This window comes from Aquabacterium sp. A08 (assembly GCF_011742065.1).
Genome location: NZ_JAAQQT010000589.1, coordinates 1 through 19,913 on the forward strand (window position 1 = coordinate 1; position 19,913 = coordinate 19,913).

The following is a 19,913-nucleotide window of genomic DNA, read 5'->3' on the forward strand; positions in this document are numbered from 1 at the left end:
GAGCTGGTGCTGACGCTGCCGGCCGAAACCTACATCGCCGAACAGCTGGACGTGGTGGACCCACAGCGCATCCACGCGGTGCGCGAAGCCATGCGCCGGCAACTGGCCCTGGCGCTGCAGGCCGACTGGGCCCTGGCCTTCGAGGCCCACCAGGACAACGGCGCCTACCGGCCCGACCCGGTCTCCAGCGGCCGCCGCGCCCTGGCCGGCCTGGCCTTGCAGATGCTGTGCATCGCCGCGCGCGACAGCGGCGATGCGGTGTGGCCGGGCAAGGCCTACCAGCGCTTCAAGGACGCCGGCAACATGACCGACCGCTTCCATGCCCTGCAGGCACTGGTCGTCAGCGGGCACGCCCTGGCGCAGGACGCGCTGCGGCGCTTCCACGCCTGGTTCCAGCGCGAGGACCTGGTGCTGGACAAGTGGTTTGCCCTGCAGGCCGGCGCGCCCGACCACGGCGGTGACGTGCTGCCACGGGTCAAGCAGTTGCTGCAACACCCCGACTTCCACCCGCGCAACCCAAACCGGGCGCGCAGCGTCATCAGCACCTACTGCCACGCCAACCCCGGGGCCTTCCACCGCGCCGATGCCGCCGGCTACGTGTTCTGGAGCGAACGGGTCGTCGAGATCGACGCCTTCAACCCCCAGGTGGCCGCCCGCCTGGCGCGCGCACTGGACCGCTGGAAACAGCTGGCCGAACCCTACCGCAGCGCCGCCCGCGAGGCGATTGCCCGCGTCGCCGCCCACGGCGAACTGAGCAACGACGTGCGCGAGGTCGTCACCCGCGCCCTCGCCGACTGAACCGCTTCCCAGGAACCCCCATGACCGAACACATCTCCCTGACCCGCTACCTGGTCGAACAGCAACGCGTGCATGGCCGCATCCCCTCCGAACTGCGGCTGCTGATCGAAATCGTCGCCCGAGCCTGCAAACGCATCGCCATCCAGGTCAACAAAGGCGCCCTGGGCGAGGTGCTGGGCAGTGCCGGCAGCGAAAACGTGCAGGGCGAGGTGCAGAAAAAGCTCGACATCATCGCCAACGAGGTGCTGATCGACGCCAACGAATGGGGTGGTCACCTGGCGGCCATGGCCTCCGAGGAAATGGAGGGCATTTACGTGGTGCCCAACCGCTACCCGCAAGGCGAGTACCTGCTGATGTTCGACCCGTTGGACGGCTCCTCCAACATCGACGTAAACGTCAGCATCGGCACCATTTTTTCGGTGCTGCGCAAACCCAACGAGGACCCGACCCGCATCGAACCGGTGTGCGAGAGCGACTTCCTGCAACCCGGCCAGGCCCAAGTGGCCGCCGGTTACTGCATCTACGGTCCGCAAACCACCCTGGTGCTGACCGTGGGCAATGGCGTGGCCATGTTCACGCTGGACCGCGAACAGGGCGCCTGGGTGCTGACGCAGGAAAACGTCACCATCCCGGCGGACACCCAGGAATTCGCCATCAACATGAGCAACCTGCGCCACTGGGACGAACCGGTCAAGCGCTACATCGACGAATGCCTGCAGGGCCGCGAAGGCCCGCGCGGCAAGGACTTCAACATGCGCTGGATCGCCAGCATGGTGGCCGATGTCCACCGCATCCTGACCCGCGGCGGCGTGTTCATGTACCCCTGGGACAAGCGCGAGCCGAACAAACCCGGCAAGCTGCGCCTGATGTACGAGGCCAACCCGATGGGCTGGCTGGTGGAACAGGCCGGCGGCGCCGCCACCAACGGCCGCCAGCGCATCCTCGAGATCCAGCCCACCGAACTGCACCAGCGCGTCAGCGTGGTGCTGGGCTCGAAAAACGAGGTGGATCGCGTGACCCGTTACCACCTGGAAGCCCCGCAGGCCGCGTGATTTCTGGCGCTATAATTCCGGTTTGGGCGGTTTTCAACCCCCTGTTGCCGGTGTAGCTCAGTCGGTAGAGCAGCTCATTCGTAATGAGAAGGTCGAGGGTTCGATTCCTTTCTCCGGCACCAAACCAATCAACAACTTGACCAGCCTCACAAGGGCTGGTTTTTTTGTGCCTGCCCGTCTGTGGCATCCAACCCCTGGGTATCCGCCTCACCTTCCAGCCTGGCAGGCTGACGGCGCCGGAACATGCCGTGCCCTTCCATGTGCAGCACCTTGTCGCCGTGCTGGTTGAACATTTCCCAGACGGTGCGGGCCAGACCGACATCGGCCCGCTTGCGCATGCCTCGCTTGTCGGTCACGGTTTGGCGCAAGCTCAACACGTCGCCGGGATACACCGGCTTGAGCCAGCGCAGGTTCTCCAGGCCCGGCGACCCGAGGCTGGAGGTCTTGTGCAGAAAATTGCGCACCATCAGCCCCATGGCCAGGCTGCAGGTGTGCCAGCCGCTGGCGCAGAGGCCGCCAAACACCGAATGCTTGGCGGCTTCCGGGTCGAGGTGAAAAGGCTGTGGGTCGAACTGGCGGGCGAACGCCACGATCTCTTCGGCGCTGGGGCTGACACTGCCCATCTCGCGCGCAACGCCAACAGGCAGGTCTTCCCACCAGATTTCAATGTGAGGGCTCAATTCGGGGGTGATCGCGGTCATGGTCAACGCTCCTGGCAAGGAAGGCGGCGACAGGCCGCGCCAACCACGCAATCTAACGCCTGACTGGCGTTGAACTTGCCTCGCAGGCGACAACCCTGGTCAAGGCCCAGCCCCGGGGCTTGCAGCGGGTCAGTTCTGCGGCACACCCATGGCCACGCTGGCCGGCAGCGGCCACTGCAGCAGTTCTGCCAGGCGGCACACTACCCAGCGGGCTTCGCCATCGCTCAAACGGCCTTCATCGGCCAGCAGGCCCGCCAGCACGCGCTGCAACACATCGCCCTCGGTGATGCCCAGACGCACCAGCACCTGCGATGCGTGCTCCGTGAGCATCTGGGCCATGTCCTCGCACAGTTCGTGGCGCTCCAGCAGGGCCGGCCAGGGCAGATCGGGCCTCAGGCGGCCCGGACGGGTGTGCAGGGCCACAAACGAGGGGGGAATCAGCAGTTGGTGGTCAGACATGCGGGTGGACACACAGAGGGGGAAGGGAGGAGCGGACCAAGGCTCAACGCCCTGCTTTTTCGCTCACGATGCGCCAGCGCCCCTGCTCCAGCACCAGCTCCAGGCGCTTGTGTGTGTTCGAGACGATGGGGCCCGACCGGTAATCTTGACGGAAACGCACCACAGCGCGCGGCCCGTCCACGTCGAACTGGAGTTGGGAGAGGCGCACATCGATCGAGGCACGCCCCACAATCCGCTCCCGCCGTTCCTGTGCCCAGGCGGCGCGGGTCTGGCCGTTCTGGGGTTTGAATGACGGGGCGTAGGCTTGCAGATAGCCCTCCATGTCGCCACGGCTCCAGGCACTCGCCCAGGCCTCCACCGCCTGGCGCAAGGCGGGCGGAACCGCCTCCGGCATCGCATCGCCCTCGGCCCCCACCCCACGCGGTGGACTGGGCACATACGCCAGCGCCGCACTGGGCTTGCCTGCCACCACCTCGTCACGCAACAGACGCCAGCCAACCGCCTCCCGCCACCAGTGCTGGGCCCGGACCACCTCGGTGCGCTGACCATTGACGGTTTCATGAAACTCAGCCAGCACATGCTGGGGGTGCTGCGGATCGGCCAGCAGGCTCAAGCCATCGTGCCCCAGTTGAACCCCACCCGCGGCGCGCAACCGAGCCCAGGCCTCGCGGCTGGTCGGGTGCATCCAGCCCTGCAAGGCCATGGGATCGTGGGCGGTACGGGCCGTCTGGAGCGCCTGCACAGCCTGCGCCAGCGAACCGGCATCCGGCGTTGGCGGTGCACCATCCGATCCGCCCGCCTCGGCCCACAGTCCGTCCTGGGCCACCAGCACCGATGCCCCGCGCAAATCCAGGGGATCGAACAAGCGCTGAAAATCCGGATTGGCCAAGACGATGCAGCCGTCCGACGAGAACGGGGGGCGCACGTACTGCCCGGGCGGCACGCCGTGCAGCCAAATGCCGCTGCCGGTCCGCCCCTGCATGGCATCGACCGCGTTGGGGTAGTTGAGGGTCAAGGCCCCGTGACCGTACAACGGAGGCAATTCGGCATCGGTGCGCCGACCGACAATCCGGTACAAGCCCAGCGGGGTGCGCCCATCGCCTTCCAGCCGCTTGTCCAGTCCGTTCTTGCCAAACGAAACGTAAAGGCGCTCCACCACCTCGAACACTGGACGGCGCGTGTCCGACGCTGGCTGGGCCTTGAGGAGGTACAGGCGCGACAGCCGGGCATCCACCACCACCAGGTAAGGCCGACGTTCCGTCCAGGCCCACACGGGCACCAGACGCACCCGATCGCTGCGGTCGGCCGGACTCATGGACAGACGGCGCTGGGCCTCGATCCGCATTTCCTCCAGGCGACGGGACTGTTCGACCGGCACACGGTCACCCCCCGTGGCCAGCAGCGGCAGTTCAAACGACTGCATGCGGCTGACGTCGGACAGCATCAGCTGGCTCAGCGGGTGGGTCGGGTAGCGCTCGGTCAGCCGGCGGGCAGCCTCATGGGCCCGGTCCAAATCCGCTGCCTGCAAGGACGCCAACACGTCGGACAGGTGTGCCTCGACCGAACCCGGAGCATGGGGTGCTGCGGCCACAGGTGCCTGCGCCGGTGGCCGCAACACCAGCGAACGCACGGGCCCCGCCGACCGCTCCGTCGCCGCCACCACATCTCGCCCCAGCTGCAGTCCTGCCGCGGCAATCGCCAAGGCCAGCCCCAACCCAATCAGCCAGCGGCGTCGGCCGAACCGCGGTTGTGTCATGCCACGCCCTCACTGGCGATGCGCCATTGCGTGCCACGGCGCACCCAGACCAGGCGTTTGTTCACCGACGACACAAAACCGCCCGAACGGTAGTGCTGCCGGAAGCGCACCACCGCGCGGTCGCCCTGCAGGGTGACGCTGACGTTCTCCAGGCGCACACTGATGCTGCGCCCGGCGATGCGGGACTGGCGCTCGGCCTCCCAAGCGCGGCGGCTCAGGCCGTTGGGCGGGACAAAGCTCTCGTCGTAGAAAGCCAGGTACTGTGGCACATTGGGAGCAGACCAGGCCCGTGCCCAGGCCCGCACCTGCGCCAGCACGGCCTGCTCCGGCGAAGGCACGTCCGGTGGGACCCGGCCGTGGGAAACGGCCTCGGGTGCCACGGCGGTGGGTGTGGCGGTGGCTGGGGCAGCCGCGGCGCCAACCGGCACCGGGACGGCTGGCGCGGCGCTGGGGGGCTCGGGGACGTCTGCCTGCGCCCCTTGGGCCTCGGCCTTTGCAGGGGCTTCGACGCGCGCGACCGGCCCGGGCGCAGCCCTTGGCGGGGCCTGCACCACCGGATCCGCGGCGGTCTTCGGGCCAGGCACTTGGGCGGTGTAGATTGCCTCAACAGGGGCCAGCACCAGTTCGGCCACAGGCCGCCGCTCCAGTTGCAACGCCCTGTTCAGCGACAGCAGCGATTCGCGGGCGTGCAACTGCCGCAGGTTGTCCACCAGCGCCAGCACCGAAGGCTGTGCCTGCACCCCGGCCTCCAGGGCCGCACGGGCCGCAGACACATCGCCCAGAGCCGCATGTGCATGAGCCAGGTTGTTGTGGGCCTCGATCAGGTCCGGGTAGCGGTCCACCATGCCCTGGAAATGGGCCAAGGCTTGCGGGTACTGACGCCCCTCCAACAGCGCCACTCCGGCGGCAAACTCGGCGTTGCGCTCCTGGATCGACGCCTGCTCACCGGTCGAAACGGCACCGCCCACCGAAGCAGACGTGGACAAGCTGGCGCCCAGCCACCACGACACCGCCAGGGCGGCGGCCAGCAAGGGCACGCCTAGCCAGTACAACTTGCGCTTCATCAACGGTCAGGTCGCCGGGGTGTCCAGGGGTCGTTTGCGGCGCAGCACCTTCTCCAGCAACGAGGACACAGACAAGGGAGACATGTCACGCTCCAGCGCGTCGTCGAACGGCGAAAGGTCCCATCCGATCTTGCGCAGGGCCCGGCTGTAGGCGTCGTTGGGGTGGGACTGAAACAGCGGCGTGCCCTGGTTCAACGCCTGAACCAGGACCTGGCGCCGCTCGGGCAAGGTCCCCAGCAAAGGCAGGTCCAACCGCTCGGAAATCTTCAAGGCCGTGGGCGCCAGGGCCGAGTCGTACTTGTTGACCACCAGTTTGGCCGACACGCCCGCCGACTGCAAGGCCCCGGCCACCGCATTGGCCGAAACGATGGAGGTGGCCGACTGTTCGGTGAGCAACAGGGTGCGGGTGCACTGGGAAGCCACCATCACCGCGAATTCGAGGTTGGTGAAGCCGCCCAGGTCGATGATCTGCACATCAAAAAAGATGCGCATCCGGTCAATCAGCCCCACCGCGATGGAAGGGGTGATGTCACGCAACTCGGCCACGTTGTCCGGCAGGGGCAAGGTGGCGATGCCGTCCCGCGTTTTGGACAGCGCAGAATCCAGGAACAGCGGGTCGACCCGGTCAAGCACTTTGGCCAATTCGACAAAATTGAAGGCCTTCTTGCCCCCCAGCAGGATGGCGCTGTCGGCCACCGGCAGACCCAGGTCCATCAACAGGATCTGCGCCGTGCGCCCCCCCAGGCTGCGCATGCAGCAGGCCAGGTTGGCGGCAAAGGTGGACACGCCCACCCCCGCACGCGCACCGAAAACGGCAATCGTCTGGCCACGCCCGCTGTGGGTACCGCTGCGGGTGAACAGGTGCTTGAGCACCGTCATCACCTCGGCCGACTGGGCCCGGACATCCAGAAACTCGCTCACATTGGAGCGCAGAGCGGCCAGGGCGTCGGCACCGGAATCCGAGCGGCCCAGCGCCACCAGCGGCGTATCGGGCCGGCCAAAACGCAGCTGGGCCGAGACCGCCACGGCCTCCTCACGGGTGTCTTCGGTAAAGTCCACAATCACGGCACGCGGGGCAATTTCAGCCACTTTGGCCAGCATGCCACCCGCCACCTTGAATGGCAGGACGTGGATCTTGGCCACCTGCGCCACCATGCCGTTGACCCGCATGGCGGTTTCGTTGGAGTCGGTGATCAGCACCAGCAAGGGCTGCAAGGCATTGACTGCCTGGGCTGGGCTGGCAACGCCGCCATCCAGCGGTTGAAAGCCCGGTTCCTGTGGAGTGGTCATGCCTGCTTGTCCCTAGAAGTCGCCATGGTTGGTGGCCATTTTACCCTCCACCCCCGGCCCATCCGCCTGCAACACAAGGCCCTGGGCAGGCGGCGCTCCCTTGCCGGGGACAGGCTCAGCCCAGCAGGTTCTGGGTCAAGTTGCCCAGCAGGGAACCGTCTTCTGTGTTGCTCGACACCAGGGGATCGGTCAGCCCCCCCAGCAGTCCCTCGGAGCCGGCCACAGCGTCCAGCGCGTCCGTCACCCCATCGGTGGTGTCCACCAGCAGGTCGGTCACAGGCGCCAGCGCGTCACCGGTGGAAGTCCCCGTCAGCAGATCGTCCACCAAAGGCACGCCATCGACCAAGGCGCTGGTCTCCTCGCCCAGCAGTTCGCTCACCAGACCAACCAGATCACCGTCGTCAAGCCCCTGGATCAGGCCCGTGTCCGAGCCATCGCTGCCATCGGGATTCAGGATTTGCGTCAGTCCGCCCAGCAGGCCATCGGACCCGCCCACGACCAGATCCAGCAATGACCCGGCGCTGTCGGTGACGCCTCCGAGAACGCCCTCCAGGGTATCGGTCAGTCCATTGGCCAAGTCCGACACCGCATCCAGGGCGCCCCCCAGGGTGTTGTCCACCACTTCCACCACGTCCTGCACCGTTTCGGTGAGGTTGCCCAGCGGGCCACCGTCCCCGCCCAGCAAGCCCTCCACCAGGTCGGTCACGCCACCGACCACGCCACCCACCGTGCCCAGGGCACCGTCGAGGAGGTTGTCCACGGTTCCGAGCACGCCGTCCACGGTGGCGTCCACCACACCCAGCACGGTGTCGCCCACACCGGACACCAACGTGAGCGGGTCCAGAGCGGCGGGCAGTGCCACCACCGGCAGCGCGCCGCTGGCCAGCAGATCGGGCACCGAAACCCCGGCGTCGGTCAGCGTGGCTTCCAGCCCGGGCAGGGCCTGCCCCGCCTGCTCCAGCAAAGGCAGATCGGCCAGGATGGCGGACAGGCCTTCGCCGATTGGCAGCGGTGCAGAAACCCCATCGGTGAAATCGCTGGAAGACGGCAGCACCTCGTTCGACAGACTGGTCGAGAGGTCATGCACCATCGACACCAGTTCGCTCCAGTCCAGCGCCGCCACGTCGGCCCGCAAGGCGCCCAGTTCGCCGCCGGCGTTCGGTCCGAGCAAGGCCATCAGTTGTGGCTCGGTGGACAGAAAGGTGGCATCCAGCGAGTCCAGCGCCAGGCGCAAGGGGGACAGGTTGGCCAGGGCCTGCTCGGCCCGGGCTTCGGACAGCAGGGCAATGCTGGCCAGCCCCAGCGCTGAGACCACACCCTGCGCCATGGGCTCGGCCCGACCTACGAGGGAATCCTTGAGGCTTTCGTCGCTGTCGAAAGACGGCAGGGGCGACTGCTCGCGCACCTGCCCCACCAGCGTTTTCAACTGCTGGCTGGACAAGGCCCCCAGCGCCGGACTGGCGCTGGCCAAAGGGGAAAGGGTGTCGGTGGTCATGATCAACCTTGAACGGTGTGGTGCTTACCAGCCTCTACCGGGCTTGGGGGAAAAAGGTTTCACGTCCAGCGCAAAAGTCACCAAAAATTCTTTCACCGGGGTCTGGGGCCCCTGGCGGTCCGGACGCGGCATATGCAGGCGCAGGGGCTGGGCGGCTTTGAAATCGGGCACCGGATGCCCCTTCGGCAGCGCCAGTGGGGTGGCCATGGCGCCGGCCGGTGCAGTGGGCGTGGCCGCCACGGGACGCGGCGTGGCCGACGCCAGCGCGGCCCGCACGGGCGCACGGTAATCGGCGGCCGCAAAGAGTTGCTGCGCCCAGGGCAGTTCGGCATCGGTCCCGGGCACCAGACCGCCGGTTTCCTTGGCCAGGTCCAGTTCCCCCACCCGCTGGTCAAAAATGGCGTTGACCCAGTCGATGAGGACGTTGTTGGACTCGACCTGGGCATCCAGCAAAGCCAGGGTGGTCTCGCGACCAAAGCTGTTGAGCCGCGCGCGGGCGTTGAAGACGGTGAGCGAATCGGTGGCGGCAGCGGCCAGCAGGCCGACCCGGGTGGCCCCCAGTCGCTGCCGCTGCCAGGCGGCCTGGGCCATCTGGCGCAGATCGCGCAACAGGGTCTCGTGGCGTTGTGCCTCGGTGTCGCGCCGGCTGAGGGCACGGGCGACCCGGGCACCGGCTTCCAGCACGGTGCCACTGCCCACCGACACCTGCACCCCGAATCGCGGCTTTTCGGAGTAACCGCCCGGGTACTCGTAGCGCTTGGTCAGCGTCACATCCACCGCCGGGAAGCGTGCGGCTTCTTCGGCCTGGAGGTCGGCGCGCGCCTGCTCCAAGGCAAACCGACTGGAGCGCACCGCCGGACTGCGCTCGATGGCGGCAGCGACCGCCGTCTCCAGATCGGCCTGGAGCCAGCGCGTCGGCACCTGCAGAACCGGCAACTGGGCGGGGTCGGGGGCAAAACCGTACAAGGCGGCAAATTTGGACAACGCTTCCTGCAAAGACAGTTCAAACTGGGCCAGCTTGTTGGTGCTGACCGCCAGCCGCGAGGCGGCCAGCTTGGCGTCGGTGATGCCCGCTCCGCCCAGTTCCACCCGGCGCGCTTCCAGGCGCTCCAGCTCCGTGAGAGCGGCCTGAGAGTTGTGGCCCACCTCCGTCAACAAGGCGAAACGCAGCACCTGCAGGTAGGCGGTCAGGGCATTCTGTGCCACTTTTTCCTGGCTTTTTTCGACAGCCGCCAAGGCGGACTGGACCGCCTGCTCGGCCGCCAGCACCCGGGCGTTGCGCTGGCCATAGTCAATGAGGGTGTAACGCAGACCGGCGGTCACCCGCGCGTCCACCTCGGGCGAGGGGTTGCCACGCAAGGCGGACGAGGTGTCGCCCCCGGCCACACTCAGACTGGCCTGGGGCCAGCGGGCGTAGGTCGCCGAATCCAGTTCGGCGTAGCGCCCGGCCAGGGCCGCCTGGGCCTCGGCTACCTCGGGTGCCTCGCGCATCAGCAAAGCCAGGCGGCGGGCCATGTCGGCGGCGGGGGGGGCAGACTGGGCCAGCACAACCCCGCCCCACAGCCATCCGGCCAGCACGACCGCCACGGGGCGGACAAATCCGGGGCACCGTGTCACGTTCATGGCTCCCGGAAGGCTTCCGCCCCCACCTTGAGCACCGGCCGCAGCAGGTACCAGGCAAAAGGCTGGCGCCCGATCACCACGTCCACGTCCGCCTGCATGCCTGCGGTCACCGGCAGTTGCGACTTGCCCAGCACCGCGCCTTGGGTGCGAACCACCATTTTGAAATAACTGCCCGACTCGGGATCCTGGTCGGCATCGGCGGCGATGCGCAGCACATGGCCCTCCAGCGCCCCGAAACGCAAAAAGTCATAGGCAGTGACCTTGATGCGCACGGGCTGGCCGTCGGCGATCAGGCCACGGTCACGCGGATTCAGGCGGGCCTCCACCTCGATTTCCGCATCGGCGGGCACCACCTCCATGATGGTTTCGCCCGGCTTGACCACCCAGCCCGGCTCACCCGAACGCAAACCCTTGACGATGCCGTGGATCGGGGCACTGAGCGTGGCGCGGTCACGCTGGTCCTGGGCCCGTCCCAGTTCTTCGGAGGCGGTGGCGATCTGCCGCTCGGTGGTGAGCAATTCCTCCGAGGCCCGGCGACGGAACCGGCCTTCGGCTTCCTCGACCTTGCTGCGGGCCTCCTGGGCGGCGGCCCGGGCAGCGGCCAGGCCCTGGCGTGCACTGGCCAGTTCGGACCGGTTGGTCTCCAGCTCTTTCTGTTTCTGGATGGCCTCCAATTCGGGCACCAGCCGCTCCTGCGCCAGTTGGGCCGAGATCGCGTATTCCCGCTCCAGAATGGTCTGGCGGGCCTCCAGGCCATCGATCTTGGCCTGCACCTCCAACGCGCGGCTGTTGTGCATGTCCACCTGCGAACGCGCCCCCGACAACTGTCCCTGGTGCTCCAGCAAGCGGGCGTTGTAGGTGAGCATTTCGGTCTGCAACACCGCAGGCGCCGTGTCGGGGGCGAACATCTGCAGGTTCAACGGGGTCCCGCTGGCCTCGCTGGTCAAGCGCTGTCGGGCCGCGTGCAGAGAAGCCACCTTGGCCCGGATTTCCTCCAGGTTGGGGCCCTGAGCCCCCAGGTCAACCTTGACCAGCAGGTCCCCGGCGCGCACCGACTGCCCTTCGCGCACAAACACCTCGCGGATGATGCCGCCCTCCAGGTGCTGCACCGATTTCACCCGCTCAGACGGCACCACCCGCCCCGGGGCGGTCACCGTCATCTCCACCGGGGCGAACAACGCCACCGCCACCAGGACCACGGCCACCCCGGCGGCCACACGGGGCGCCAGGCGGCGCCAGCGGGAACGCTGGGCCCGCTCCTGGCGCAAGCGGTGCAGGCGGCCGATGACGCGGGGTTTGGATGAATCGTCGCTCATGTCAGTGTGTGTCGGTGGGCTCGGTCGCCGGCTCCAAGGCCTTGGTGCGCTTGCCGGCAGAGAAATAGCGTTCGATGGCCAGGGCCGGCGTGATCACCTCGACACGCCCGTCGCCGGTCACATCAACGGCGAGGTCGGCGTTGGCCACCATTGGTTGCGAGTGTGTCACCACCACAACGGTGCGCACCTTGGCAATCAGCTTGAGGGCGGCAATCAGCTGCATTTCGCTGTCGTGGTCCAGGTCGTTGGAAGGCTCGTCCAGCACCAGCACCGCCGGGTTGCGCAGCAACACCTGGGCCAGCGCGATCTTGCGCCGCACCCCGGCCGACAACGCCCGGCCACCTTCCTTGAGCACGGTGGCATAGCCCTGGGGCAAGCGGCTGATGGCGGCGTGTGCACCGGTGAGCTTGCAGGCCTTGACGATTTGTTGGTCGTTGGCGTCGGGCGCGGCACTGCGCAACTGGTCTGCGATCGAACCGTCGATGAAGTAGACGTTCTGCGCCAGGGTGGCGATCCAGGCCGCCGTTTCGGCCCGGGAAAACTGCTGCAGCTCGTACTCGTCGATCATGACGCGGCCCTCGTTGGGCCGGTAGAGTCCGGTGATCAGCTTGAGCAGGGTGGACTTGCCCGCGCCGTTGCGCCCCACCACCGCGTAAAACTGCCCGGGCTGCAGGGTCAGGTCGATTTCGTCAAACACGGGCTGAACCTGGTCGTCGAAACGGAAGGTGAGTTTCTCCAATCGCACCCGGCCCTTGGGGCGAGGCAGGCTCAACTCGCCCCCGGCGGCGTCCACCGGCTGCTCGAACACCGCATCCAGACGCTTGGCCGACTCGATCGATTGCGCCAGCTGGCGCCAGGCCCCCGACAACATGGCAATCGGCGAAATGGCTTTGAGCGCCAGCATGTTGGCGGCGATCAGGCCGCCCACCGTCATCCACTGGTTCACCACCGCCAGGGCGCCAAACGCGGTGATGGAAATGGAGGTGAGCACCAGCAATGTGTGCGACAGTTCGCGCGCCTCTTCCAGCTCGGTGCCCTTGGTGAAGCTTTCGCCCAGCCACTGTTCGTAGTTGCGTTTCCACTGGTCGGCCACTGCATCGTGTTGCGCCAGCGCCTTGACGGACTCGCGCGCGCGGCAGAGTTCGGCGGTGAACATGTCCAGGTTGCGGGCGCGCTGCACCTCGCTCACCTTGCCGGTCTTGACCTCGTCGGCCCACCACCACGCCAGCAGCCCAAACACCACCATGGCCACCAGCACCACGGGCAACACCGGCGTGGCCACGATGGCAATGATGAGCACCGCAAACACCGCCAGCGGCAGGTCGAACAGGGCCTGAACCACCGCACCGGTCATGAGCACGCGCACCGTGCTCACGTCGCGGAACAGCGACATCCAGGCCGCCGCTGGCCGGTCTTCCAGGGTGCGCAGGGGCTGGCTGAGCATGCGGTCCAGCAAAGTCGACGACAAGCCCCAGTCGATCAGCGCCCCGGCCTCGCGCAACTGCGCCGAACGCCGCCGGCGGAACCACCATTCCACCGCGAGGGCCACCGCCACCCCCGCAAGCAAGGCGACCAGCGTGGACATGCCGTGCCGAAAGATCACCCGGTCGAACACCTCCAGTGTGAAGATGGACGGGAGCAGTGCGAGCAGACCAATGGGACTGGACAACCAGGCGGCACGGGTCAGGGCCGCACGCGCCGCCGCAAAATTGTCCAGCAAGGCCTGGCCATAGGCCTGCGACTCGCGCACCCGCAAGGGGCGAAAGCGCTCAGGCAGCAACAGTTCGATCACTCCGCACCTCTCCCGGCGCCCGGCTGCATGGCACGGGCGGCCTCTTCCAGTTGTTTCAATTGCGCCAGCCGGGCCCGCACCTCCTGCAAAGCCACCCACAGCTGCGCCGCCTTGCGGGCCACCTCGGGGTGGGCCTGGAGCAATTCCTGGCGCCAGGCCTCCTCGGTGCGCACGCGCCCCATCAGCTCCAGCAGACTGCCGGCGCCATCGGCACCACCCTGGCGCGCCTGCAAGCGCTGCACCTCCTCGGCCAGAACAGGCTCACGGGGCAGCCGCTGACGCCACTGCTGCGCCTCTTCGGGCGCCAGCAGATCGGCCACGTACAGCATGGCGCGCACGGCATCTTCGTCACTCAGCGCAGGGGTCATGGGGTCAACTCCGGCTCCAGGGTGCTGCGGATCTGCAGCAGGCTGCGGTGCAGCCAGGTTTTCACGGTGCCCAGGGGCACATGCAAGGTGTCGGCGATCTCGCGCAGGCTCAAATCACCGTAGAACCGCAGGTGCACCACCTGGCGCTGGTGCGAAGACAGGCTGTCGAGCGCTCGCGCAAACGCCTCGCTGTTGACGATCCACCTGGCGGCCACACTCTCGTCGGGTTCGCATGGGTGCTCATCCAACCCTTCATCGCCTTGCATCACCGCCCGGGAACGGTTGGCCAGTTCGCTCATCACCTGGTTGCGGGCCACTTGGAACAGCCACCCGGCCGGATGGGTGGTGCGCTGCGGGTCGAAAGCGGCGGCATAGCGCCAGACGCGCATGAACACATCCTGGGTGATGTCGTTGGCTTCCTGGGGGTCGCGCAAGAGTTGCGCCACGAAACGCGCGATGCGTTTGGAATACAGACGGTAGAGCTGCTCGAGCGCGGCCGTGTCGCGCTGCTTCATCCGGGTGAGCAAAGACACCAGCAAAGCCGCCTCACCGTCGTCCACCGGCGTTGAAACTGGGGGCTGCGCCGCTGAGGATTGGGGTTCAGACACAGACGAGAGGGTGTTGCGCCAAGGGTGACGGGGCTTTTGCGGGTAGGGGTATTTGTGCTACATTTTACCCACAGTGCGTAAAAGTAAAGTTGATTTATCTGCTGAATCAATTTGAGCACACAAAAATTTTAATCAACCGAAGGGGTATCACCATGCGCAAATCCATCCGTCGTCTCGGTCGCCAGGAACTGGGCGCCACCGCATTGGAATATGCGGTCATTGCAGGCATTCTGGTGGTGGCCTTGATTGGCATTTTCACCACTTTGGGTGACGGCGTGGGAACCCTGTTCAACGACATCCTGAGCAAGCTGGGCGTCGGCAACTGAGGCGTGTGAGTCCACACCCCGCGCTTCACCCTGTTCCAATGGGCACGGCTGCTGGAACTGGTCTCTCGGCCGGTTGTTGTCTTTTTGTGCCCTTCGCACCGCAACACCCCGGGACAACGCCATGAAAGCCGCAGCCCCGCGCGCATCGCAGGGCGCCACGGCGCTGGAAATGGCCTTGCTGCTGCCGGTTTTGCTGCTGGTGTTGTACGGCATGGTGCTCTTCAGCATCATGTTCGCGGTCAAAAGCACGGTGGCCTTCGCCGCTGCGGAGGGTGCGCGCGCCTCGCTGGAATTTCAGTCCGCCAACGACCCCGACGCGGCCCTGGCCCTGCGCCGCGGCCGCGCACAGGCCGAATGCGAACGGGCCGGCGAATGGTTGAGCAACGTGCAGGCCGCGGCCTACACCTGCACGGCGGTGGCCGCCCCTTGCGTTTACAACGCCGACCTGCGGTGCGTCAAGGTCACGGCCAGCTACAACTACCGCGACTACCCCATCGTGCCACTGATCGGTCTGATGGGCGAAGCGCTCTTGCCCCTGCTGAACAGCGAAGCCGAATCCCAGGTCAGCACCCGCAGCCTGCTCTGACCCACCTTCATCGTCTGCCATGAACAATCTGGTCCGTATCGCCGCCGTCACCCTGTTTGTGCTGGCCCTGGTGCTGGCGGTGGTCGGCCTGGTCTCGGGCCAGCGCAAACCCAGTGCCGCCCAGGGACCTGCTCCGGCCCCCGCTGCGGCCGTGACGCACCCCACCGTGGTGGCGGCCAAGCCGGTGCCCGCCGGTCACACCCTGACCGCGGAAGACCTGCGGCTGGAGCCTTTTCCGTCCAGACTCGAGGGCAGCTACGACACGACCACGGCCTTGGTGGGCGAGGTGGTCGGTGTGGCCCTGAGTCCGGGCGCACCGGTGCTCAAGACCTTCCTGAGCCAGAGCTTTGCCCTGGAAGTGCCTGCGGGGGCACGCGCCGTGGCGGTGCGGGTGGACGAAGCCATCGGGGTGGCCAACCGCATCCGCCCAGGCGACCAGGTGGATGTGTTCGTCATGCTCAAGCAGAGCGGCGACGAGGTGGGGGCTTCTTCCGCTCGCCTGCTGCTGTCCCGCCTGCAGGTGCTGACCTATGGCGACAAGCAAACCGCCGCACCCGACAGCAACGCATCGGCGGATCGGGCCAACCGTTCCGACACCGCGCGCACCGCGGTGCTGGCGGTGCCCGTGGACCAGGTGCCGGCCCTGCTGCTGGGCGAGTCGTCGGGCCGACTGGCGCTGGCCCTGCGGCACCCCGACGACCCGGGTCGCCCCCAGGCCGATTTGTGGACCAACGCCCCGGTGCTGCCGGTGCGCAACGCCACCACCCCCGAAGACCGCGCGCTGGCCGGCGCCCGCCTGGATAGCCTGGCCGGTGGCGCCGCCCGACCCGCCTCCGCCCCGGCCCGGGTCGCTGGCCCCGCCCCCGCCGCCGCACGCAAGCCCGAACAGCGTTCGGTCGAGGTGGTGCGCAGCGGCAAACGTGAAAACGTCACCTACTGATGCCGCGCCCAGCACCGATGAAACCCCACCGCACGCCTGCACCCGCCCCGCTGGCCGCCCACCGGCTGCTGCAACCTGCCTTGTGGCTGGCCCTGCTGCCTGGCTTGGGCTGGGCCCAGTCGGCCGAACCCGTCCGCACCGCGCCACGCAAACCGGTCCAGAAAGTGACCGCCCCGGCAGCCAGTGCTTCGCAGACCACCACCGTGGCGGCCACGCCCTCGGCGCTGGCCTTGCGCATCGGCCAGGAACGGTCGATCGCGCTGGCGCAGCGGCCCACCCGCGTGTCCACCAGCAACGATGCTGCGGTGGACGTGCAGCCCCTGCGCGGCGCCAAAGCGGGCGAAGACTCGCTGCTGCTGCGCGCCGTCGGACTCGGCACCAGTCAGGTCAGTGTCTGGCTGGCGGGCCGCAACGAGCCGCTGGTCTACACCGTCCACGTCACGGCCGAGTTCACCAGCCTGCGCCTGTCGGGCCGCCCGGGTTCGGTGGAGCTGACGGGTGCGGCACCGCAGGTGCTGACCCATGTGCAGGACTTCCGCGCGGCCCAGGCCGTGGCAGGCAAAGCGCCGCTGGTGGACCGCAGCAGCGTGGACCTGCCCAGCACGGTGCAGGTGCATGTGAAGGTGGTGGAGTTCAGCCGCTCCGACCTGCGCGCGGCAGGCATCAATTTCAACGCCAGCAACCAGCGGGGCAATTTCTCCTTTGGCCTGCAAAGCAACGCCGCCCCGAGCAACGCGCCCTTCAGCTTTTTCGCGAGCACACAGCGCGGCAATTTCGCGCCGTCCGTCAGCCTGCGACTGCTGGAAAGCCAGGGCCTGCTGCGCGTTCTGGCCGAACCGACGCTGGTCACCATGTCGGGCCAGATGGCCAGCTTCCTGGCCGGCGGCGAAATCCCCATTCCGGTGCCCTCCAGCGAAGGCACGGTGGCCATTGAGTACAAAACCTTCGGCATCGCCCTGAACCTCACGCCCACCGTGCTGTCCCGCGACCGCATTGTGCTCAAGGTGGCGCCCGAGGCCAGCGACCTCGACTACCAGAACGCGCTGGTGGCCAACGGCTTCAGCATCCCGGCCATCACCACGCGGCGCGCCGACACCATGGTGGAACTGGGCGACGGCGAAAGCTTCGTCATCGGCGGTCTGGTGAGCCGAACCACCACCTCCAACGTCAACCAGGTGCCCGGCCTGGGCAAGCTGCCCATCCTGGGGGCGTTCTTCAAAAACGTCGAATACCAGAGCAAGGAAAGCGAACTGGCCCTGATCGTCACCCCGCACCTGGTGCAGGCCAGCAAGGCCGGCACCGACCTGCCCACCCTGCCCGGTGACCAGCGCGAGCGGCCCTCGACGGTGCTGTCGAACTACTTCCTCGGCCCCTGGGTGACCAACTCGAGCCTGCCCGGTTTTTCCCGCTGAGCGCCCTGCCGTGAACACCGACATCCAATTCGCCGACGAGAGCCAGAGCTTTCAGCACAGCCAGGCTTTCCAGCAGATCAAGCGCCAGGCCTACGAACACCTGCTGGCCAAGATCGAGTCGCTGGGCGGGGAGTTTGGGCGCATGTCGGTCGCGGCCGTGCAGCGGCTGGTGGCGACCGAGGTCGAGCGCTTTGCCCGCACCACCAACCTGCCGCTGAACAAACAGGAACTCAGCCTGGTGTTGGACGCGCTGACCAAGGAGTTGTCGGGTCTGGGGCCGCTGCAGGAACTGATCGACGACCCGGACATCGAGGACATCCTGATCAACGGCCCCGACGTGGTCTACGTCTCGCGCCACGGCAAGCTCACCCGCAGCCAGGTGCGCTTCACCGACGAGGAACACCTGCTGCGCATCGTGCGGCGCATCCTGGCACCGGTGGGGCGCCGCCTGGACGAATCCAGCCCCATGGTCGATGCCCGGCTGGTGGACGGCGGCCGGGTCAACGCGGTGATCCCACCGCTGGCACTGGACGGGACCACGGTGTCGATCCGCAAATTCCGCCAAGACCCGCTGACGCCAGAGAAACTGGTGGTGCTGGGCTCCTTCGACCGGGCCATGCTGCAACTGCTGCACGATGCGGTGCTGGCGCGCTGCAACATCCTCGTCAGTGGCGGCACCAGTTCGGGCAAAACCTCGCTGCTGAACGCGCTGGCGCTGTTCATACCGGCGCATGAACGCATCATCACCATCGAGGACACGGCCGAACTCTCGCTGAACCACCCGCACGTGGTGCGGCTCGAAACCCGTCCGGGCGGCTTCGACGGGCAGGGCCAGGTGACAGGACGCGACCTGATGCGCAACTCCCTGCGCATGCGCCCCGACCGGGTGGTGGTGGGTGAAGTCCGCGGCGGCGAGGTGCTGGAAATGCTGCAGGCCATGAACACCGGCCACGATGGCTCGATGGGCACCATCCACGCCAGTTCCCCAAGGGAATGCTTGTACCGGCTCGAAATGCTGGCCGGATTTGCCGGCTTCCAGGGCAGCGAACTCAGCCTGCGCCGGCAGATCGCCAACGCCATCGATTTCATCGTGCAGGTCAACCGCCTGCCCGACGGCAGCCGCCGCGTCATCTCCATCACCGAGGTCAACGGCGTGAACGAAACCACCTATGTGACGCAGGAGCTGTTCCGCTTCAACGACGACGGCACGGGCGAGGTGCGCTGGCAGGCCAGCGGCCTCAAGCCGGTGACGGCCAAGCTCAAGTCCGGCAGCACCCCCGCGGCCACCGCCCTGGCGGCTCCGCGCGCAGGAATTCTGGATGACCAGTTCTGACGGCGTTTCCTGGCTCTGGTGGTCGCTGGTGCTGGGGCTGTTGGCGGCCGCGCTGGGCCTGTGGTTCGTGTGGCTGCAGCGGCGTGCCGCCCAGCGCACGGAACGCGTGCTGGCGCAGCACCTGCCGGGGGTGTTCACCGCCGACGAAACCGAGGAGGACGAACCCCTGAACTGGAATGCCCGGGTCGAATCGTTGATGCGCCGCGCCGACCTGAACCTGACGCGTCGTGCCGCCACCTTCGCCCTCTTGGCGGTGGCCCTGGTGGGGCTGCTGCTGGAGGTGCTGCTGGGCTGGCAGGCCGTGCTGGGCTGGCTGGCCCTGATGTCTCTGGCCGCATTGGTGGGCCTGCAGTGGCGACTCGACTGGGTCAACCGCCAGATGACCCTGACCCTGCCGCACTTCATCGATGCGCTGGTGCGGTCGCTGGCGGTGGGCAACAGCGTGGCGGCGGGCTTTGTGGCCTCGGCACCCTCGGCCTCGGGACCGCTGAAACCCTGCCTGGCCCACGCCAGCAGCCTGATCCAGGCCGGCCTGGACATCGACACCGCCCTCAAGCAGACCGCCCGTTTCTACCGTTTGGACGCGCTGCGGCTGCTGGCCTCGGTGATGCGCCTGAGCGTCCAGTACGGCGGTCAGGTGGACCAAGTGCTGGAACGCATCGCTGCGTTCATGCGCGACCGGCAGGAAGCGCAGCAGGAACTGATCGCGCTGTCCTCGGAAACGCGGCTCTCGGCCCTGGTCATCGGCCTGCTGCCGGTGGGGGTGGCGCTGGCGCTCAGCGTCGTCAACCCGGCCTACATGGCCACCCTCTGGACCGACCCGGGTGGCCGCAAGCTGCTGTGGATCGCCCTGGGCCTGCAAACCGTGGGTTCGGTGCTGCTGGTGCGCATGACGCGCCTGCGGGAGTAAACCCATGTCCCCCACCTACCTCTCCTGGGTCAGCCTGTTCCTGCTGCTGGTGGTGGCCCTGCTGGCCGGCTGGCTCTGGTGGCA

General features: G+C 67.4%; 19 protein-coding genes and 1 tRNA gene. 9 read left to right on the forward strand and 11 right to left on the reverse strand.

The genetic code is table 11. The features are described 5' to 3' along the window. The 3 genes from HA630_RS07790 to HA630_RS07800 all read left to right on the forward strand — a co-directional run. Positions 1–798 (forward strand): aminopeptidase N C-terminal domain-containing protein (locus HA630_RS07790; protein WP_166833892.1); only part of this gene is annotated, 798 nt, incomplete at its 5' end. A gap of 20 nt (positions 799–818) precedes the next feature. Further along, the gene (locus tag HA630_RS07795; RefSeq protein ID WP_166833894.1) at positions 819–1,850 is read left to right on the forward strand and encodes a class 1 fructose-bisphosphatase; all 1,032 of its coding nucleotides are present in this window, start codon (positions 819–821) and stop codon (positions 1,848–1,850) included. Positions 1,851–1,896: 46 nt separating this feature from the next. Beyond that, positions 1,897–1,972: transfer RNA gene (locus HA630_RS07800), tRNA-Thr, on the forward strand. 24 nt (positions 1,973–1,996) lie between these two features. Here the strand turns inward: HA630_RS07800 and HA630_RS07805 are convergent. The 11 genes from HA630_RS07805 to HA630_RS07855 form a co-directional block, all read right to left on the reverse strand. Then, entirely contained in the window at positions 1,997–2,551 is a 555-nt protein-coding gene (locus tag HA630_RS07805; RefSeq protein WP_166833896.1) for a MaoC family dehydratase, read from the reverse strand. A 129-nt stretch (positions 2,552–2,680) separates the two neighbouring features. Then, the gene (locus HA630_RS07810) at positions 2,681–3,010 is read right to left on the reverse strand and encodes an ATPase with chaperone activity (protein ID WP_166833898.1); all 330 of its coding nucleotides are present in this window, start codon (positions 3,008–3,010) and stop codon (positions 2,681–2,683) included. 43 nt (positions 3,011–3,053) lie between these two features. Further along, entirely contained in the window at positions 3,054–4,640 is a 1,587-nt protein-coding gene (locus HA630_RS07815) for a nuclear transport factor 2 family protein (RefSeq protein WP_208300017.1), read from the reverse strand. A gap of 122 nt (positions 4,641–4,762) precedes the next feature. Continuing rightward, positions 4,763–5,830 carry a nuclear transport factor 2 family protein gene (locus tag HA630_RS07820; protein WP_166833902.1) on the reverse strand — a complete coding sequence of 356 codons (1,068 nt, stop codon included), beginning with the start codon at positions 5,828–5,830 and terminating at the stop codon, positions 4,763–4,765. A gap of 6 nt (positions 5,831–5,836) precedes the next feature. Then, the gene (locus HA630_RS07825; RefSeq protein ID WP_166833904.1) at positions 5,837–7,120 is read right to left on the reverse strand and encodes a fimbrial protein; all 1,284 of its coding nucleotides are present in this window, start codon (positions 7,118–7,120) and stop codon (positions 5,837–5,839) included. Positions 7,121–7,235: 115 nt separating this feature from the next. After that, on the reverse strand, positions 7,236–8,615 hold the full coding sequence (locus HA630_RS07830) for a hypothetical protein (protein ID WP_166833906.1): 1,380 nt from the start codon (positions 8,613–8,615) through the stop codon (positions 7,236–7,238). Between the two features lie 24 nt (positions 8,616–8,639). After that, complete coding sequence (locus HA630_RS07835) at positions 8,640–10,163, reverse strand: TolC family protein (protein WP_208300018.1); 1,524 nt, start codon at positions 10,161–10,163, stop codon at positions 8,640–8,642. 71 nt (positions 10,164–10,234) lie between these two features. Next, on the reverse strand, positions 10,235–11,554 hold the full coding sequence (locus tag HA630_RS07840; protein ID WP_166833910.1) for an HlyD family type I secretion periplasmic adaptor subunit: 1,320 nt from the start codon (positions 11,552–11,554) through the stop codon (positions 10,235–10,237). A 1-nt stretch (position 11,555) separates the two neighbouring features. Further along, complete coding sequence (locus tag HA630_RS07845; RefSeq protein ID WP_166833912.1) at positions 11,556–13,346, reverse strand: ATP-binding cassette domain-containing protein; 1,791 nt, start codon at positions 13,344–13,346, stop codon at positions 11,556–11,558. Continuing rightward, the gene (locus tag HA630_RS07850; RefSeq protein ID WP_166833913.1) at positions 13,343–13,714 is read right to left on the reverse strand and encodes a hypothetical protein; all 372 of its coding nucleotides are present in this window, start codon (positions 13,712–13,714) and stop codon (positions 13,343–13,345) included. The genes HA630_RS07845 and HA630_RS07850 overlap by 4 nt, the downstream gene beginning before the upstream one ends. Further along, a complete protein-coding gene (locus tag HA630_RS07855; RefSeq protein ID WP_208300019.1) occupies positions 13,711–14,322 on the reverse strand; it encodes an RNA polymerase sigma factor in 612 nt (203 codons plus the stop codon). Before HA630_RS07855 ends, HA630_RS07850 begins: the two co-directional genes overlap by 4 nt. Positions 14,323–14,474: 152 nt before the next feature. On the opposite strand from HA630_RS07855, the gene HA630_RS07860 reads away from it, so the two are divergent. The 6 genes from HA630_RS07860 to HA630_RS07885 all read left to right on the forward strand — a co-directional run bounded on the left by HA630_RS07860 (position 14,475) and on the right by HA630_RS07885 (position 19,829). Next, positions 14,475–14,648 carry a Flp family type IVb pilin gene (locus HA630_RS07860; RefSeq protein ID WP_166833917.1) on the forward strand — a complete coding sequence of 58 codons (174 nt, stop codon included), beginning with the start codon at positions 14,475–14,477 and terminating at the stop codon, positions 14,646–14,648. A gap of 121 nt (positions 14,649–14,769) precedes the next feature. Then, positions 14,770–15,234 carry a TadE/TadG family type IV pilus assembly protein gene (locus HA630_RS07865; RefSeq protein ID WP_166833919.1) on the forward strand — a complete coding sequence of 155 codons (465 nt, stop codon included), beginning with the start codon at positions 14,770–14,772 and terminating at the stop codon, positions 15,232–15,234. Positions 15,235–15,253: 19 nt separating this feature from the next. Next, a complete protein-coding gene (cpaB, locus tag HA630_RS07870) occupies positions 15,254–16,174 on the forward strand; it encodes a Flp pilus assembly protein CpaB (RefSeq protein ID WP_166833921.1) in 921 nt (306 codons plus the stop codon). Between the two features lie 17 nt (positions 16,175–16,191). Then, positions 16,192–17,586 (forward strand): type II and III secretion system protein family protein, encoded by a 1,395-nt coding sequence (locus HA630_RS07875; protein WP_166833923.1) that lies wholly within the window; start codon positions 16,192–16,194, stop codon positions 17,584–17,586. Positions 17,587–17,596: 10 nt separating this feature from the next. After that, positions 17,597–18,919, forward strand: coding sequence for a CpaF family protein (locus tag HA630_RS07880; protein WP_166833925.1), 1,323 nt, complete (start codon positions 17,597–17,599; stop codon positions 18,917–18,919). Beyond that, positions 18,906–19,829: a type II secretion system F family protein gene (locus tag HA630_RS07885; protein WP_166833927.1), complete on the forward strand. Its 924-nt coding sequence runs from the start codon at positions 18,906–18,908 to the stop codon at positions 19,827–19,829. The genes HA630_RS07880 and HA630_RS07885 overlap by 14 nt, the downstream gene beginning before the upstream one ends. Positions 19,830–19,913: the final 84 nt, after the last annotated feature.